Origin of the sequence: Burkholderia sp. WSM2232, assembly GCF_000472545.1 — a bacterium.
Classification (GTDB): domain Bacteria; phylum Pseudomonadota; class Gammaproteobacteria; order Burkholderiales; family Burkholderiaceae; genus Paraburkholderia.
Genome location: NZ_AWZV01000015.1, coordinates 73,123 through 89,659 on the forward strand (window position 1 = coordinate 73,123; position 16,537 = coordinate 89,659).

Genomic DNA, 16,537 nt, shown 5'->3' on the forward strand with positions numbered 1-16,537 from the left:
TTGTTTTCGAAGGAGAGTGTGATGTCTAACGACGGTTCCGTTGCACCGAAAGAGCGCGTCAATATCGTCTACAAATCGGCGACCGGCGACGCGAGAGAAGATGTCGAGCTGCCGTTCAAGCAGCTTGTGCTCGGCGACTTTACGTTGCGCGAGTCGGACGAGCCTCTGGACGAGCNCAAGCCGATCCAGGTCGATAAAGACAATTTCAACGATGTCATGAAGGGCCAGAAGTTGTCGCTCGAGTTCGCGGTGCCGAACCGGCTTGCGGAGAATGCCGAAGAGGGCGAGCAGTTGCCGGTCCAACTGAAAATGGAAAGCCTGCGCGATTTCGAGCCCGATGCGATCGTCGAGCAGGTGCCCGAGCTCAAGCGTCTGATCGAACTGCGCGATGCATTGAAGGCGCTCAAAGGTCCGCTTGGAAACCTGCCGGAATTCCGCAAGCGGCTTGGCGAACTGATCACCGACGAAGGCGCACGCCAGCGTCTTTTGACCGAACTTGGCGCGCAAGACAAGGAGTAACCATGAACGAACCTAATCAGGCCGGAGCTGAAGCGCCGGTGCAAGCGGCGCCCGCGCAGCAGAGCTCTCTGCTCGATGAGCTGATCGAGGCAACGCGCGTACAGCCAGGGGACGATGCATACTCGATCACGCGTCAAGGACTCGAGGCGTTCGTCGCCGAGTTGCTCGAACCGCATCGTGCAACTGAAAAAGTGAGCCAGTCGCTGGTGGACGAGATGATTGCAGGGATTGACGCAAAGCTCTGCAAGCAGGTCGACGAAATCTTGCATCAAGGGCAATTTCAGAAGCTGGAGTCGTCGTGGCGTTCGCTGAAGTTCCTGGTCGACAGGACCGATTTCCGCGAAAACAACCGCATTGAAATACTCGATGTGTCGAAGCAGGCCTTGCTCGATGATTTTGAGGATGCTTCCGACATCACCCGTTCCGGCTTGTACAAGTGCGTCTACACGGCGGAGTTCGGCCAGTTCGGCGGGCAGCCCTTCGGCACCATTCTCGGCAATTATGAATTCGGTCCGGGCGGACAGGACATCAAGCTGCTGCAGTCGATCGCAAGCGTCTCGGCAATGGCGCACGCACCTTTCATATCGGCGGCCGGCCCGCAATTCTTCGGGGCCGAGTCGTTTGCTGAACTCCCAAATCTCAAAGACCTCGACGCGCTTTTCGAAGGCCCTCAGTTCGCCAAGTGGAAATCGTTCAGGCAGAGCGAAGACGCTCGCTTCGTGGGACTGACCTTGCCGCACTTCCTGCTGCGTGTGCCGTATGGCGACACCACGGTGCCCGCGCGTAAGTTCCATTACCAGGAAAGCGTAGAAAACGACAACAGCCGTTTTCTGTGGGGCAATGCGGCCTTTGCGTTCGCCACACGTCTTACCGAGAGCTTCGCGCAGTTCCGGTGGTGCGCCAACATCATCGGCCCGCAAGGCGGCGGAACGGTAAACGACCTGCCCATTTACAACTATGAGGCAATGGGCGAGACGCAGACGAAGATTCCGACCGAGGTGCTGATCTCCGAGCGTCGTGAATTTGAATTGGCGGAGCAGGGCTTTATCGCGCTCACGATGAGAAAGAACACCGACAACGCTGCGTTCTTCTCCGCCAATTCGACGCAGAAGCCCAAATTTTTCGGCACGAGTTCGAAGAGCAAGGAAGAAGAGCTCAACTACAAGCTCGGCACGCAGTTGCCTTATATCTATGTGGTGAGCCGCCTCGCTCACTACATCAAGGTGATTCAGCGCGAGAACATCGGTACCTGGAAAGAGCGTACTGATCTTGAGTCTGAATTGAACGACTGGGTTCGCCAGTACGTATCCGACATGGAGAATCCCGGGCCTGGGGTGCGTGGCCGCAGGCCGCTGCGCCAGGCAGAGGTCACCGTTTCAGACGTCGAAGGTGATCCGGGCTGGTATCGCGTTGGACTGAAAGTGCGTCCGCACTTCAAGTATATGGGCGCGTCGTTCACGCTGTCTCTGGTCGGCAAGCTCGACAAGTCGTAGCGTTCGTTCGTTCGACCAGGTGACTAACACATGTGCCGGGGTGCCGCCCCCCGGGACCGATAAATGAAACCATGGCGGCGGGCGGCGCCTGCAACAAATGCCGCTCTCGATCAGCTTATCAACCATCAAGGACACCAATCATGCCACTGCCGTGTTACATGACTCTCACTGGTCAAAAGCAGGGAAATATTGAAGGTTCGTGCACCGCTGCGGGACACGAAAAGAAGATTCTCGTGCACGCCGTCGATATGTCGATCGATCGTCCGAACAGCCCGGAGACAGGTCGCCCCACCGGCAATCGCCAGCACCTCGGACTGACGATCACGAAGGAAATCGACGAATCCTCGCCGAAGCTCTTCCAGGCACTGTGCGAGGGAGAGCAGATGACGAACGTCGAACTGCAGTTCTATCGCGTGACGACCAAGGGCACCGAAGAACTCTACTACACGATCAAGCTGACCGACGCGACGCTCGTTGGCGGGCGCACCTGGGTGCCGAATACACTGACACCGGAAAACCGCGCGTTGACCCATATGGAAGACATCCGCTTCACGTACGAAGCGATTACCTGGACTTATGTGCCGAAGGGCATCGAAGCCGACGACTCCTGGGCAGCTCCGAAAAAGAAATAAATGCGATGTGCGCACGCAGCCGGCGGCCATTCATGGCTTTGAATAGACGGAGACCTGGATGAAAGAGCGCCGGCTGCTCGAGCGCATTGCTTCGTATGAAGTCGAGGGCGAGCGCTTGCATATGACTCGCTACGACGTATTGATCGAATCGATACTCGCTCACCTGCTGCGTATTCTGAATACCCGGCAGGGCAGCGTGCCCATCGATCCGGAGTTTGGCGTGCCCGATTTCACGAACCTTGCCAGTTCGTTTTCTTCGGGCAGCGTGCACGAACTGGTCGTGGATATCACGCGCATGCTGCGCCGTTACGAGCCTCGCCTGAAAACGCCGGTCGTCAGGCAGATCGAGGAAGAGCGCGACGTGCTGTCGCTCTCTTTTTCGATCGAAGGACTGGTGTCCGTGGACGACCATGACATACCTGTAAGGCTATCGACGCGCGTGTCGTCCGATGGCCGGGTTTATTTGAAGCGCGCCTGAAAAAGCGATCTGAGCCAGAATGTTCAACGCCTACTACGAACAGGAACTCGCGAGTCTACGCACGTTGGCTGCGGAGTTCGCGACACGCAATCCAGCCATCGCCCCCCTGCTGGGTAGCGGCGTTGCGCCCGATCCGGACGTCGAGCGGCTGCTGGAGGGCGTCGCGTTTCTGACGGGCTTGATGCGGCAGCGTCTCGACGACGAGTTTCCCGAGTTCATCCAGGAACTCGCGCAACTGCTGTTTCCGCAGTATTTGCGGCCATTGCCGTGCATGTCGATGCTGCAGTTCACCCCTAAGGGAGTGCTTGGCGGCACGGCGGTCGTCGATGCGGGAACCGAAGTCGCGTCGATTGCAATAGATGGCGTACGCACGATTTTTCGCACCGCGTTTCCTGTTTCGGTGGAGCCCGTCACGCTGACATCGTTGCGCTGGGACGGAGGTGAGGTCGGCACACGCTCGTTGCTGGCGGAGTTTTCCTTCGACGGCATCAGTGCCGATGCATGGCACGCGGACCGTCTGCGCTTTTATCTTGGCGACGGGTTTTCGGATGCCACACGGCTGTTGTTGCTGTTGACCCGCTATGTGCGCGAGATCCGCATCGGCACCGCTGATGGACCGATTACCGTGCTTCAGCCCGACGCACTCGAGGCCACCGGGTTGCGCGGCGATCTTCCATTGTTGCCGTATCCTGACAACGCGCATCCGGCGTTTTGCCAGGTACGCGAGTACTTTGCGTTCGCCGAGAAGTTTCTGTTTGTTGACCTGAACGGCATCAGCAAATGGCATAGCCGCGGCGATACTGGGCGCTTCTACGTACGCTTCGTTTTCAGCGGTGTGCCATCGTGGGCGCCTGAAGTGCGCGATGCGTCGCTGGTATTGAACGCGACGCCCGTGGTCAACCTGTTCAGCGCGGACGCCCATCCGATCAAGCTCGATCATCGCCATGCCGAGCATCGTATCCAGTTGTCCTCGCAGGGCGGCAAGCAGGTCTCTCACATCTACGAAGTAGAGTCCGTGACCGGCTACCGGGCTTCGCAAGACGTCAGTTACCAACCGTTTGGCGCATTTGCGCTCGAGCGCGACGTCTATCACGTGCGTATCAAACCTTCGCTGGTTTCCGAAGGTCATGATCATTACCTCGCGATTCCCTATAACGAAGGGCGGCCGTTTAGTGAAAACCCACAGACGCTTTCTGTGCGGGCTCTGTGCACGCACGGCAAGCTGCCCGAGGGACTGCGGCTCGGCGACATTTCAGAAGCTGCCGACACGTCGCCTGCCCGGCTGAAATTCCGCAATATTCGCCCTGTTACGCAGTATCGCGCGCCCATCATCGACGAAGGACTTCTGTGGCGCATCCTGTCGCATCTGACGACCAATCATCTCAGGCTCGGCAATCCCCAACAGTTGCGCAATCTTCTTAGCCTGCAGTTGCCCGAAGGGCGCGCGACGCAGATGGACGAGACGCTGTCGCGGCGGATTCAAAGCATCGAGCAGCTGGACGTTGCGCATGAGCGTCGTTTCGTGCGCGGTCTGTCGGTGGAAGGCAGCAACATCGAGCTGGTCTGCCGGGGCGATCATTTCGTCAATCTGGGCGGGCTGTTTCTGTTCGGCTCGATCCTCGATGAGTTCTTTGCGGGAACCACGAGCCTGAACACATTTACGGCTTTGAGCATACGCGACTCATTGTCCGGGGAGAGACTGCAATGGCCGCCGAAAATCGGGCGCCAGCGCCTGTTGTGACCGTGCCCGGCGAGCCGGGCGGCATTTCCGTGGCGCTCGCACGCGACGGGTCGAGCTACGCCTTCTTCCAGGCATTGCGGCTGATGCGCCTCGGCTTTGCCAGCGACAGCGAGTTTCGTAGCCACGTCCGCGTGCAGCCGCATCTGAGTCTGGCGTTCCCGGAAGGCGACATTCAGTCGATTCACCGCGACGCCGATGGCAACTGGCGAGTCGTTGCGAATTTCTTCGGCCTGTATGGCGTGTCGTCGCCACTGCCAACTTACTACACCGAAGATCTGATCGACGAAGTCCGCAATGGCCGTTCGGCCATGCGCGATTTCCTGGACATCATTCACGCCCGTCTATATCCGATGCTGTTCAGTGCCTGGGAAAAATACAGGCTCTGGATCGCGGTGTCGGAGCGAGCGGACACTCGGCGCATTGAACAGCTGCTCGCGCTGATTGGCCGTACTGGCGCCGTGTCGGGATTCGGCCGCGACCGGCATCTACTGCGTTTTGCGGGCCTGTTCAACCAGTTTCCGCGTTCGGCGCTTGGACTGGAAACGCTCGTGCGAGGACTGCTTGGCGGCGTGCCGGTGACGGCCGAGCCTTGCGTGCCGCGTGTCGTGCCCATCCCGCGCGAGACGCAGTTCCGGCTTGGCGAGGCCACTGGCCAACTCGGCCACGGTCTAATCGGCAGCGAGGTCGAGCAACGCACATCCGCTGTGGTCTTGCACGTCGGACCGATCGGCGCGCGTACTTTCGACAGTCTGTTGCCTGGCGGCCCGGCTCACGAGCTGCTCTCGGCCGATCTCGCGCTTTATCTGCACGAGCCTGTGCAATGTGAGTTGAGCCTGCTGCTCGATACCGCGGAATGCCAGCCCGCCGTACTGGGCGACGCGCACTGGAGCCGCCTCGGGCTCGATATGTGGCTGGGAGCTGGCCAGCCCGACGCGCGGCCCGGGGGCGCGACTTCACCTCAGCCTTCGGCGCAGCGCGTGAGCTTTCCGCTGATGCTTCGCCCTGATGCTTCACCTTGCCAACAAGTGGGTCATTGATGATCAAGATCGAACTCAAACCGTTGTTCTCGCGTTTGAACGACTACTGTAGAAGGTCGCTCGAAGACGCGGCGGGCCTTGCGTTGTCGCGAGGACACTACGAAATATCAATCGAGCATTTGTTGTCGAAACTTCTTGATGACCCACACGCGGACGCCGCGCTGATCGTGAATCAGCTCGACATCGATGTCGGGCGTCTGCGGGCGCAGGTGGACGCGCAGATCAACGCGCTCAGGACGGGTAACGGGGGGCGGCCGGTGTTTTCGCCGCTGCTTGCCGAATGGGTCCAGGACGCATGGGTGGTTGCTTCCGTGACGCTCGATCAGCCGGTGATTCGTGGCGCCGCGCTGCTCATCGCGCTGAGGTTGGCAGGGCGCAGTTACGGCGCTGGTGCGCGCTATGCCGAAACACTCGGCGCACTGCGCGAGGAAGCGCTGCTCGAGGCGTTCGACGCATGCGCGGGGTTGTCGATCGAGACGCTGTCGAGCGCTGCTTCGACAGACGGCGCAGACGGCAAGTCTTCCGCGGCGCACAGTGGCGGATCGTCCGCAATAGCGCGCTTTTGCGAGGATTTCACCGCGAAGGCGGCTGCCGGCAAGATCGATCCTGTGTTCGGACGTGACCGCGAAATCCGGCAGATGCTCGACATTCTCGCGCGGCGCCGCAAGAACAACCCGATTCTTGTCGGCGACCCGGGCGTCGGCAAGACGGCTGTCGTGGAAGGACTCGCAATGCGCATCGTGGAGGGCGATGTGCCCGAGTTCCTGGCGAACGTGCGGCTCCTTGGCCTCGACATGGGTCTGCTCGAGGCGGGCGCCAGCGTCAAAGGTGAGTTCGAGAATCGCCTGCGCGGCGTGATAGACGAGGTGAAGGCATCGACCACGCCCATCGTGCTGTTCATCGACGAGGCGCATATGCTCGTGGGCGCGGGCGCCCAGGCGGGCGGCGGCGACGCGGCCAATCTGTTGAAGCCCGCGCTGGCACGCGGCGAACTGCGAACGATAGCCGCTACCACGTGGGCCGAGTACAAGAAGTACTTCGAGAAAGACCCGGCACTCGCGCGGCGTTTTCAGCTTGTCAAGCTCGACCAGCCCGACGTGCCGACATCGGTGCAGATCCTGCGCGGACTCAAGGATCGCTATGAGGCCGCGCACGGCGTAGCGATTCGCGACGACGCGCTGATCGCGGCGGCCGAGTTATCAGCGCGTTACGTGACGGGCCGCCAATTGCCGGACAAGGCCGTCGATCTGCTGGACACAGCCGCAGCGCGCGTGAAAATCGGCTTGGGCGTGAAGCCGTTTCATATGGAAGAACTCGAACGTGGGCTGCTGGGGCTGGAGCGCGAGCGAGTGGCCCTTACGCGGGATGCAGCGCACGGCCATGGGGAGCACGCTCAACGGCTCGACGAACTGGCCGTTGAAAGAGCCGCGAAAGAGGCAGAGCTTGCAGCATTGCGCGAGCGATGGGCGGCTGAGCAAAGCGCGGCCAGGCGTGTATTCGACGCCCGCGCCGCACTCGCGCGGCACGATGCGCAGGTCGTGGACGCGCCCGCGAGCGGGGCGGGCAGTTCTTCACAGGCCACCGCGCCGGCACAGCACGAAGCGCAAGGAAAGCAGGTCGACCGGGAAGGGGCGGAGGCCGGCGATGTGTCAGTGCCGGCGCCACTGTTGTCGGTGCCGTCCGACGAGAGTCGGCTGCGACTGTCCGCGGAACTCGCGGCCGCGCAAGCCGCGCTCGCGGACACCCAGCAAGGCGCTCCGCTGCTATTCACGGACGTGAGCCCCGACGCTGTTGCCCGCGTGGTCTCCGACTGGACCGGTGTGCCGCTCGGCAAGCTGCAGCGGGATCGCGCCAGCATGTCGCTGTCGCTCGCGGATGCGCTCAGGCAGCGTATCCGCGGGCAGGACTGGGCGTTGGAGACGATCGCTTCGATGCTCAAGTCGTCTTCCTCCGGATTGCGCGACCCGGAGCAGCCGCTCGGGGTGTTTCTGCTGGTTGGCCCGAGCGGCGTCGGCAAGACCGAGAGCGCGATGGCAGTCGCCGATCACATGTTCGGTGGCGAGCAGGCACTCGTGACGATCAACATGAGTGAGTTCCTGGAGCGGCATAGCGTCAGCCGTCTGGTCGGCTCGCCTCCCGGATATGTCGGCTATGGCGAAGGAGGCGTACTCACCGAGGCGATCAGGCAGCGTCCGTTTTCCGTCGTATTGCTCGACGAAGTCGAGAAGGCGCACCTCGACGTGGTCAACCTGTTCTATCAGGTGTTTGACAAAGGCACGTTGAACGACGGCGAAGGGCGCGAAATCGACTTTCGCAATACCGTGGTGTTTCTCACCAGCAATCTCGCAAGCGCGGAGATATCGTCGATAATTGCGAGCGAAGGCGATTCGCCCGTCGATATGGAAACGCTCGTTGAACGCATTCGTCCGGTGCTGTCGCAGCATTTCAAACCTGCGTTGCTCGCGCGCATGACCATCGTGCCGTACCGCACGCTCGCGGCGAGTGCGCTGGGTGGCATCGTGAAGCTGAAGCTCGCGAGGATCGCGGCGCGCCTGCTCGCATCGAGTGGCGTCGAACTGTTGGTCGACGATGCGGTGGCCGACGAAATCGCGCAGCGCTGCACCGAAGTGGAAACCGGTGCACGCAATGTCGACTTCATTCTGCGCAAACATCTGATGCCGCGCATGTCCGATCTGCTTCTAGAAGCGATGGCTGACGGTCGAACGCTCAAGTTCATCAATGTGTGCACGGACGGCCAGGGCGGCTGGAATGTGACCGGCGGCGAAGCGACCGAAGAGCTCGCAGGGCTCGATCCTGTACAAACCGAAGGAGTGGCAGCGCATGGCTGAGAGCGACCGCATTGCGCCCCTGTTCACACTTGCGTGTGAAGGGCTGAGCGAGGACGCCTTCTTCGTGGTTCGGTGGACGGCCGAAGAGGCAGTGTCAAGGCCGTATCGCGTGGAATTGACGCTGGCTACGGCACAGACGGATCTCGATCCTGCGCGGCTGCTCGGCGCGCGTGCGAGGTTCTCGATCAAGCCCGAAAACGGCGCGGCTCGCCGTTTTCACGGCGTGCTGCGAGAGGTGGAGCAGTTCGACGCCGACGCTCAGTATGTCTATTACCGCGCCGTTCTGATGCCGCGCTTCGCCGGGCTTGCGGACTTCCGATTCTCGGAGGTTTACCTGAACGCCACCTTGCCGGACATCGTCCGCGCGGTAATGCGCGCCTGCGGCCTGGGAACCGAAGGCGGCGATGGGGCGGGAAGCTACGACTTCAGCGTGTCGGTCAATGGCGCGAACAGCGAGGCGACGCGCACCGAATTCGTTTGCCAGTTCGAAGAGGACTGCCTTGCGTTCCTGTCGCGTCGCCTGGAACACGAGGGCATCTATTACTACTTCACGCAGCTCGAAGATCAGGAGGCTGTAGTGTTCTGCGACGCGCTTGCAGCGCAGCCATCCGCGAGCACGGCGCTAACGTACGGCACGGTTTCAACGCGGGATCAGCAGCGCGAGGTCGCCAGTGTCGAGCGGTTTTCCTGCCAGCTCGCTGTCGCGCCACGTAGCGTTACGCTGCGCGATTTCGCCGGATCGCATGCCGCTTTGCGACTGTCTGTGGACGAGCAGGTGGAAGGCGGGCGACACGGCGAGGTTTCAGTGTACGGCGAGCATTTTGGCACGGAGCGCGAAGGTCGCCGCCTTGCCCGGCTCCGCGCGCAAGCGCTAGCATGTGACGCGAAGCGCTTTCACGGCATGAGCAAGGTGCCCGACGTCGCGGCAGGTTACTTCTTCGACCTATCCAGGCACCGCGTGAGCGCCTTCAACGCGCGCTACTACGTGATCGAAGTGCGCCACGAGGGCGCTCAGCCGATGCCCGGCGGCGGCACCGACAGTGCCGGCGGGCGCGTCGCAGACCTGATCGAAGACTATCGCAACGAGTTCGTCGCGCTGCCCGCGGAGGTCCAGTTCCGCCCGAAGCCGGGTACGTCTCGTCGGGCGGTCGCTGGAGTGATCAGTGCCGTCATCGATGCGGAGGGCGAAGGTCCATATGCTCAGATCAACGAGCACGGTTGCTACAAGGTCAGGTTTCCGTTTGGACGGTCCAACAAGCCGGAAATGCGTATGTCGGCATGGGTGCGGTTGGCGTCGCCGTACGCGGGTGCCAATCACGGCATGCACTTCCCGCTGCTGAAGGGCACGGAAGTACTTGTTGCATTCCTGAACGGCGATCCAGACCGTCCCGTCATTGTAGGCGCGGTATCCAACTCGGAAAACCCGAACATTGTGACTGACTCGAATGCTGCGCAGAACGCGATTCGCACGGCGGGCGGTAATGTGCTCACATTGGACGACAGTAGCGGCAAGCAAAGCATTGAGCTTGCGTCGCCGGTTGCGAAAACAAGCATCAAGCTGGGAGCAGCGGGGGCGCCGGGGCTTGCGCTCACGTCGGACAACCACATGCAGATCGATGCTAACTCATATACGCGCTCGATCGGCGGCGTATACAAGGAGACCATTTCGGCATCTGCTGCGGGCGGGAACACGAGCGATCCGAGTGGGTTGGATGCGTTCATCAAGGGTAGCTGGTCCAGCGGCAAGGACAACTGGTTTCAGCCGAGTACCGGGGCGGGCGTCATCATGGCCAATTATTTCGGGGTTGCGATCAAAACGTACATGACCTCATCGACCAATCTCTACATCGGCAACTCGAATACCATCAGTCTGGGCAACTCGAATAGCATAAAAATGGGATTAGCTTTCGAGTTCAATCTGTCCGCGTCGGTTCAAGTGGCGAAAGCGGTACAGAAAAGATACGTGCTTACGGCGAAACAGCGTTTCATCGTCAACCAAGACGACCTCGTCAAGGACAGCAAGCTTCAGTTCCTCGCGCGGTCAGCGGAGGGTACCAGCGATACAGCGAGGGTCGCGACCAAGCGGACCGATGCCGGCTCGTATGCAATCAACGCTGGCGTCTACGAGCTACGCGCGGGATTGCCCGAAGGGGAGGGCATGGCTACGTTAACGATGATGGGAGCCGCCGGAGCGGCCGAAGCGAAGCTGGCAGCTGGAGAGGTGGAGATGACAATGGCAGCTGCTGGAACATTGTTGATTGAGGCGCCCGTGTCTGTCTATATCGATTCGCCTGATATGACACTCACCGGCACGTTTATCGCGCTCGGCTGAAATCCAATGAAAATCGATAAGCCTTCCGACACGCTGCTGCTCTTCAACGCCGGCGCGTTGCCTGGGCGTCCTACCGCTTGCGTGACGCTCGGCTACCTCGCGGGGGTGGATGGGCACCTGGAGAGCGAGCAGAACGCCTGGCGCACGCTGGCCGCGCTATTCGGCGGCACGGCATTCGACGAAGGGATGAAGAAAGTGCGTGGCACGTTCGCGGTGGTGGGAAACGCGTTCGCGCCGCGTGGCTGCCAGGTGACGGGCCTCGAAGTGGTTGCGCGAGTCGGCAAACTGGAAAAGCGCCTGCACGTGTACGGAGACCGCAGTTGGGAACTCGGTCAACTGGGGTGGCGGCAGACTCCGCCGCGCAGCTTCGAATCGATGCCGGTCGGATTGCAGCAGGCATACGGCGGCAAACAATGGCCTTCCAACCCGGTCGGGCGGGGCTACTATGCGAACGCCGACGACGCAAAGGGCATGTCGTTACCGAACGTCGAGCACTTGCATTCGCCGCTGCAGACGCCCAACGACCGGCCATCGCCCGCCACCTTCTGGCCACTGCCTGCGGGCGCGCCGGAGCGTACGCGTTTGATCGGCAAGCCGGACGAACGCTGGAAACGGAACGATTTTCCTCGACTCCCTGCCGACACCGATCCGCGTTATTTCGACGGAGTGGACGAAGCTCAGTGTGCGCCCGACTACTGGCGCGGCGACGAGCGCTACGAAGTGACGGGCATGCATGCCGATAAGAGCAAGGTGCAGGGCGTGCTTCCCGGATTGCGCCCACGCCTGCTCTGGCGCAGCAAGGCCGAGCCCCAACGCGTCGGCGAGGCGAAACTCGACCTTGATACGGTTTGGCTGCTGCCCAACACCGAGCAGGTGCTCGTTCTATATCGCGCACTCATCGAACTGTCGCAAATAGATGCTGTCGAGATCGATGCGCTCTACATTTGTACGGAAAGGCTTACGGAGCCGGCGCAAACGCAGTCTGTACTAGCCGCGCGCTGGCGCGACGCTGGCGCCCAGCAACCGGTAGCCGGCGCTGGACTTTCCACAAAAGCAGACGTCGCCAACGGGTCGGCGGCGGTCGGCGCGCCAGGCGCAACCTCGCTCGCCGCTTTTAGCGACGAGATATGGTCGCGGATATCAGCGACACACGCGGACATGGCGAGTCAACTGGAAGAAGCAAAAGCTACGGGAGGGATCAAGGAGGCGCTAAAAAGCCTCGGTGAAGACTTGCAGTTGCCTGCGTTCGAGAGACCGGCTCCGGGACCGGCTCGCGTCATGCCCATTCAAGAGGTTAGCGAGGAGAGCATCAGCGCAAAGATTGCTGATGCGCAGGCCGAGGCCGAGCAGCACTTGCGCGAGGCGTTGCGCAGTTCGGGCATCGACGCTGACAAACTGCTGGCACAGAAGCCGGCGGCCGACGACGACCCGACCCCCACGCAATTGCTGGCAAAGGCGGATCTTTCCGACGAAGTGCGCGCGCAGGCGCAAGAGGCAATCACCGCCGCGGAGACTCTAAAGGCGCAGGTGCTGGCCCAGATCGCGGCCGGCATGTCCGCCGCGTTCCCCAAGGCGTCCGCCGCGCTACCCGGCAGTGCGGCCGTGGCTTTACTCGGGCCGCGCCGGTCACTGGATGGCGCGGCGTTTCGCGCGGCGCACGAACGCGGTGAATCGTTAGTGCGCGTTCGCGTGGAGAACGCGAAGCTCGAAGGCATCGATCTGAGCGGCGCGGACCTCTCGGACAGCGAATTCATACGCTGCGACTGGCGCGGCGCGCGCCTCCCTGGTGTAAGGCTCGACAAGGCACTCCTCGTCGATTGCATGCTCGACGGCGTGGAGGCCGCCAACCTCAGCGGCCGCGCAATGACGATCCGCGGCGCCTCGTTGCGCGGTGCCCGTTTGCCCGGAGCTGATCTGTCGGACGCCCGCTGTGAGCGCAGCTTTTTCCATGATGTCGATCTGTCCGGTGCGAAGCTCGAGCGGCTCGACGCACGGGAATCGGTCTTTGTTTGTGCGAAACTTGCCGGCGTCGCCGGTGCCGGCGCCAGGTTCACTGCCTGTGATTTGAGCGCGGGGCAGGGCGCTGGCGCCGATTGGCGAGGGATGGTGGTCCAGGATTGCGCCGCAAGGCAACTGTCGTTGACCGGTGCGAACCTCAGTCGCTCCTCGTGGTGGAACGTAGCCGCCGCGGCAGTAGATTTCAGAGATGCGAATTGGTCTTCCGCACGTATCGGAAAGGGCAGCGACTTCGCGTCCGGCCAATTCAACGGCGTCGATTTCACCGATGCGTCCGTGCAACAAGCGAGCTTTGCGTCGTCGACGCTGCGTGGGGCACGCCTCGAGCGTGCGTTGTTCGCGGACTGCAATTTGTGCGGCACCGACGCTTACCGCGCGGTGGCGGTGCAATCGGACCTTGCCGGCTGCGACTTGAGCGGCGCTCGGTGGATCGGCGCGAATCTGATGCGGGCGTCGTTGCGGCGGACGCTGCTCGTCAATGCGGACTTGAGTGGCGCCAATCTGTATGCCGTCGACGTGCGGGGTGCCCGGATCGAATCACTCGCGCTGGAGCAGTCGCTGCTTGCGCGCACCACAATAGGGGAACAGGCATGAGCACCGCTGCGTTGACGGCCAGCGAACTCATGAAGATGCGTGCGCAAAGCCCGTCGATTTCTGACGTCTCACTCGCGGGTGGCGATTATCGCGGCGTCGAGCTAGCGGGGGTGAGATTCAGCCGCGTCGATGTTCGCGGTGCACGCTTTGACGGCGCGAACCTGTGCGACAGCCGCTGGCACGATTGCCGCCTCGACGGCGTCGTTTTCCAGTCGGCGCGACTGACGCGTGCGCATTTCGAACTGTGCAGCGGCGAGAACATCCAATGTGCGCAGGCAGCCATGTCATGGGCGACGCTGCGAACCTGCGCATGGACCGGCGCTGTGTTCGGGGGCGCCGATCTCACCCGCTTGCGTGTGCGCGCATGCGATCTGCGTGGGTCGCTGTTATCAGGTGCTACGCTCAGTACGGCGCACTTCGCGGCGTGCAACTTGGGCGCACTCGATCTGGACAACGTGCGCTGGCAGGCCGTGCAGACCATCGGGTGCGACTTCAGCGGCGCCCGACTGCGCAATGGCGAATTCACCCATTGCGCGTTCGATTCCGCCCGCCTGGCCGGGATCGATTTCAGCGGCAGCCGCGCGCCGTACGCGTCTTTCGCACAGGCCGATCTGACAGGCGCGTCGCTGCGCAACGCGATGCTCGCAGGTGCGAAATGGGTGCGCGCAACGCTTCAGTCCGCTGACCTGTCGGCGGCCGATCTGTCGATGGGGTGCTTCACGGGCGCGGTCGCCGACAAGGCCGTTTTTGTCGGCGCGACGCTTCAGTACGCCGACTGGTCGCATGCACGCGCTAACGGCGCGGATTTCACGCGCGCCGATCTGACGGGCGCGAATCTCCATGCGGCATTATTCGAAGCAGCGCAATGGACAAACGCGAATGTCGCGAACGTGCGCCGCGACGATGATCAACTGCTCGCGGCAGAGCGCTGGGTGCCTGTGTTGTGACCGGCTGCGAGATGCGGAAGAAAGGACAGGGCGACCGCGAGGTGGGCCCGATCGACAAGGAAGAGTCCAGATGAAAGTTGCGCATTCATACAACGGCGAGGAATCCAGGTTCTATCACGGCCGAGTCATCGCCACGGACGGCCAGCGCTTCGCGGTTGCTTGCGACGCCGGCAGTTCCTGGGCGGCAGTCGCGGCGGGCTGCTTGATGCAGCCGCAGTTAGGCGACACGGTGCTGATCTCGCTCACCGCCAACTCGGGGTACATCTTGTGCGTACTCGCGCATGGCGAGGTGCGGCAGCGTGAATTGCGTGTCGAAGGCGACGTCAGGCTGGCGGTCGCCGGCGGGCGGCTTGAAGTGTCCGCCGAGCACGGCGTCACGATCGACGCGGGGCCTGCGCTGTCCATTTCGGCGCAGGCCGCCGCATTGGAGTTCGATGCCGCAAGCGTGCAATGCGATGCGATGACTACCTCCGGAACGACCTCGCATGCCGTGTGGCAAGAGACTTCGCTAACCACGGCGCGCCGCTTTGTTGCCGCCGGACGCGACGAAACGCATGCAGGCGAGAGCGTTCGTTCGGTCAGCGGCCATGACCAGTCCAGCGTCAGGTCGGCGCACTACCGCGTCGAGCAGGATTGGACAGTCAATGCGCAGGACGCGTCGCTCGTCGCGCAACGCCGTACGGTCATCGACGCTGGCGAACTCGTCAATCTTGGGTGAGGAACGACACGATGTTCATGCTCAATAATGGCGGTGCGACGGCGCTCGCCGTCCCGGATGTCTGCATTACACCCGTGCCGAGTCCCGGAGGACCCGTGCCGACGCCGTTGCCCTATCCGAATACAGGCACGACGGCAATGGCGGACCCTGGCGGGCTCGTGCAAAACGTGCTCGTCGTCGGTCTCCCCGCAATGAACCTGGCGTCCAAGGTGATGATGACGGAAGGCGACCAGCCGGGTAGCCAGGGCGGCGTGGTGTCCCACAAGATCATGGGCGAGATGAGCTTTCTGATGGGAAGCACGGCTGTAATGGTGGGCGGCAAGCCCGCTGTACGTCTGGGTGCGTTGACCGGTCATAACGGTGCGCCACCGAATGCCGAGGGATCGGTGATCGCGCCTTCGCAAACTGTCGTGGTGGTGAAACGGTGATGAGCTTCCGGGTAGCAACGGCATGGGCTCGCTTGCGGCAAGGGTGCGCGCTGCTCACGACAGCCGCGTTGCTCACCGCATGCGGTGGGCTGAACAGCATGATGGGAGGCAATTCCAAAGACGACGCGCTCAGTAAAGTTACGTGGAATTATGCCGACAATGCAATAGAGGTGAAGTGGCAAGCAGACTCGGCGCTCAATAGCTATGACGGGCAGCCGCATGCCTTGCTGCTGTCGGTCGTGCAGATGAGCGACCCGAACGTATTCAGGCGCTATGCAAGCACGTCCGTCGCGCTTGGCAATCTGCTTTCGGCCTCGGTCGCGCCGGACGGCGTGCTTGCGCTCAATCGTGTCTTCGTCCAGCCTGGCGAAAGTGGGCGCGTCATGCTGCCGCGCGCGGAAAATGCCCAGTATGTCGGACTGATATCCGGCTACTACGCGCTGGATGCGCCGCGTGTGGCGCGGCTCTACCGGATAGGGGTGGCGGTGGATTCACGCGGACTGATCATCAAGAATCGCACCGCCGCTCCCATGCCGCTGCAAATCTCGGTGATGCTCGGACCGATGGGATTACTCGGCGGCGCGTCATCGCGGTTCACGCCGCCGCCGCCGGAACAGCCGAAGGCGGGCGAAGTTCCGTTGCGCAGCCCCGAATGAACCAACTTGCGGTAAGGCGGCGGTGTGCCGATACGCTCGCCGGCGAGCGGTCAGGCATTGCCCGCAACCAGGCGAATAGCAGAGCGGATACAACCTG

At 62.1% G+C, this 16,537-nt stretch carries 13 protein-coding genes; all 13 read left to right on the top strand.

Annotated elements, in window-relative coordinates:
- Positions 1-21: 21 nt before the first annotated feature.
- Positions 22-519 carry a type VI secretion system contractile sheath small subunit gene (tssB, locus tag F757_RS0115585; RefSeq protein ID WP_027212205.1) on the top strand — a complete coding sequence of 166 codons (498 nt, stop codon included), beginning with the start codon at positions 22-24 and terminating at the stop codon, positions 517-519.
- Positions 520-521: 2 nt separating this feature from the next.
- Positions 522-2,012 carry a type VI secretion system contractile sheath large subunit gene (gene tssC, locus F757_RS0115590; RefSeq protein WP_084530891.1) on the top strand — a complete coding sequence of 497 codons (1,491 nt, stop codon included), beginning with the start codon at positions 522-524 and terminating at the stop codon, positions 2,010-2,012.
- Positions 2,013-2,152: 140 nt separating this feature from the next.
- Positions 2,153-2,644: an Hcp family type VI secretion system effector gene (locus F757_RS0115595; RefSeq protein ID WP_027212207.1), complete on the top strand. Its 492-nt coding sequence runs from the start codon at positions 2,153-2,155 to the stop codon at positions 2,642-2,644.
- Positions 2,645-2,702: 58 nt separating this feature from the next.
- A complete protein-coding gene (tssE, locus tag F757_RS0115600) occupies positions 2,703-3,122 on the top strand; it encodes a type VI secretion system baseplate subunit TssE (protein ID WP_027212208.1) in 420 nt (139 codons plus the stop codon).
- A 19-nt stretch (positions 3,123-3,141) separates the two neighbouring features.
- On the top strand, positions 3,142-4,863 hold the full coding sequence (gene tssF, locus F757_RS0115605) for a type VI secretion system baseplate subunit TssF (RefSeq protein WP_027212209.1): 1,722 nt from the start codon (positions 3,142-3,144) through the stop codon (positions 4,861-4,863).
- Positions 4,827-5,900 carry a type VI secretion system baseplate subunit TssG gene (tssG, locus tag F757_RS33630; RefSeq protein WP_051376782.1) on the top strand — a complete coding sequence of 358 codons (1,074 nt, stop codon included), beginning with the start codon at positions 4,827-4,829 and terminating at the stop codon, positions 5,898-5,900. Before tssF ends, tssG begins: the two co-directional genes overlap by 37 nt.
- Positions 5,900-8,749, top strand: a complete 2,850-nt coding sequence (tssH, locus tag F757_RS33635; RefSeq protein ID WP_051376783.1) for a type VI secretion system ATPase TssH — start codon at positions 5,900-5,902, stop codon at positions 8,747-8,749. Before tssG ends, tssH begins: the two co-directional genes overlap by 1 nt.
- Positions 8,742-11,081, top strand: coding sequence for a type VI secretion system Vgr family protein (locus tag F757_RS33640; RefSeq protein WP_051376784.1), 2,340 nt, complete (start codon positions 8,742-8,744; stop codon positions 11,079-11,081). The genes tssH and F757_RS33640 overlap by 8 nt, the downstream gene beginning before the upstream one ends.
- A 6-nt stretch (positions 11,082-11,087) precedes the next feature.
- The gene (locus tag F757_RS0115625) at positions 11,088-13,691 is read left to right on the top strand and encodes a DUF2169 domain-containing protein (RefSeq protein WP_027212210.1); all 2,604 of its coding nucleotides are present in this window, start codon (positions 11,088-11,090) and stop codon (positions 13,689-13,691) included.
- Positions 13,688-14,638 carry a pentapeptide repeat-containing protein gene (locus F757_RS0115630; protein ID WP_027212211.1) on the top strand — a complete coding sequence of 317 codons (951 nt, stop codon included), beginning with the start codon at positions 13,688-13,690 and terminating at the stop codon, positions 14,636-14,638. The genes F757_RS0115625 and F757_RS0115630 overlap by 4 nt, the downstream gene beginning before the upstream one ends.
- Positions 14,639-14,708: 70 nt before the next feature.
- A complete protein-coding gene (locus F757_RS0115635) occupies positions 14,709-15,356 on the top strand; it encodes a DUF3540 domain-containing protein (RefSeq protein ID WP_027212212.1) in 648 nt (215 codons plus the stop codon).
- An 11-nt stretch (positions 15,357-15,367) separates the two neighbouring features.
- Complete coding sequence (locus tag F757_RS0115640) at positions 15,368-15,784, top strand: DUF4150 domain-containing protein (protein ID WP_027212213.1); 417 nt, start codon at positions 15,368-15,370, stop codon at positions 15,782-15,784.
- Entirely contained in the window at positions 15,784-16,440 is a 657-nt protein-coding gene (locus F757_RS0115645; protein ID WP_051376785.1) for a type VI secretion lipoprotein TssJ, read from the top strand. The genes F757_RS0115640 and F757_RS0115645 overlap by 1 nt, the downstream gene beginning before the upstream one ends.
- Positions 16,441-16,537 lie beyond the last annotated feature (97 nt).

Bases quoted from the DNA above. Each gene is read 5' to 3' on its own strand.
- tssC (WP_084530891.1), top strand. From the start codon at position 522: ATGAACGAACCTAATCAGGCCGGAGCTGAAGCGCCGGTGCAAGCGGCG.
- F757_RS0115595 (WP_027212207.1), top strand. From the start codon at position 2,153: ATGCCACTGCCGTGTTACATGACTCTCACTGGTCAAAAGCAGGGAAAT.
- tssE (WP_027212208.1), top strand. From the start codon at position 2,703: ATGAAAGAGCGCCGGCTGCTCGAGCGCATTGCTTCGTATGAAGTCGAG.
- tssF (WP_027212209.1), top strand. From the start codon at position 3,142: ATGTTCAACGCCTACTACGAACAGGAACTCGCGAGTCTACGCACGTTG.
- tssG (WP_051376782.1), top strand. From the start codon at position 4,827: ATGGCCGCCGAAAATCGGGCGCCAGCGCCTGTTGTGACCGTGCCCGGC.
- tssH (WP_051376783.1), top strand. From the start codon at position 5,900: ATGATCAAGATCGAACTCAAACCGTTGTTCTCGCGTTTGAACGACTAC.
- F757_RS33640 (WP_051376784.1), top strand. From the start codon at position 8,742: ATGGCTGAGAGCGACCGCATTGCGCCCCTGTTCACACTTGCGTGTGAA.
- F757_RS0115625 (WP_027212210.1), top strand. From the start codon at position 11,088: ATGAAAATCGATAAGCCTTCCGACACGCTGCTGCTCTTCAACGCCGGC.
- F757_RS0115630 (WP_027212211.1), top strand. From the start codon at position 13,688: ATGAGCACCGCTGCGTTGACGGCCAGCGAACTCATGAAGATGCGTGCG.
- F757_RS0115635 (WP_027212212.1), top strand. From the start codon at position 14,709: ATGAAAGTTGCGCATTCATACAACGGCGAGGAATCCAGGTTCTATCAC.
- F757_RS0115640 (WP_027212213.1), top strand. From the start codon at position 15,368: ATGTTCATGCTCAATAATGGCGGTGCGACGGCGCTCGCCGTCCCGGAT.
- F757_RS0115645 (WP_051376785.1), top strand. From the start codon at position 15,784: ATGAGCTTCCGGGTAGCAACGGCATGGGCTCGCTTGCGGCAAGGGTGC.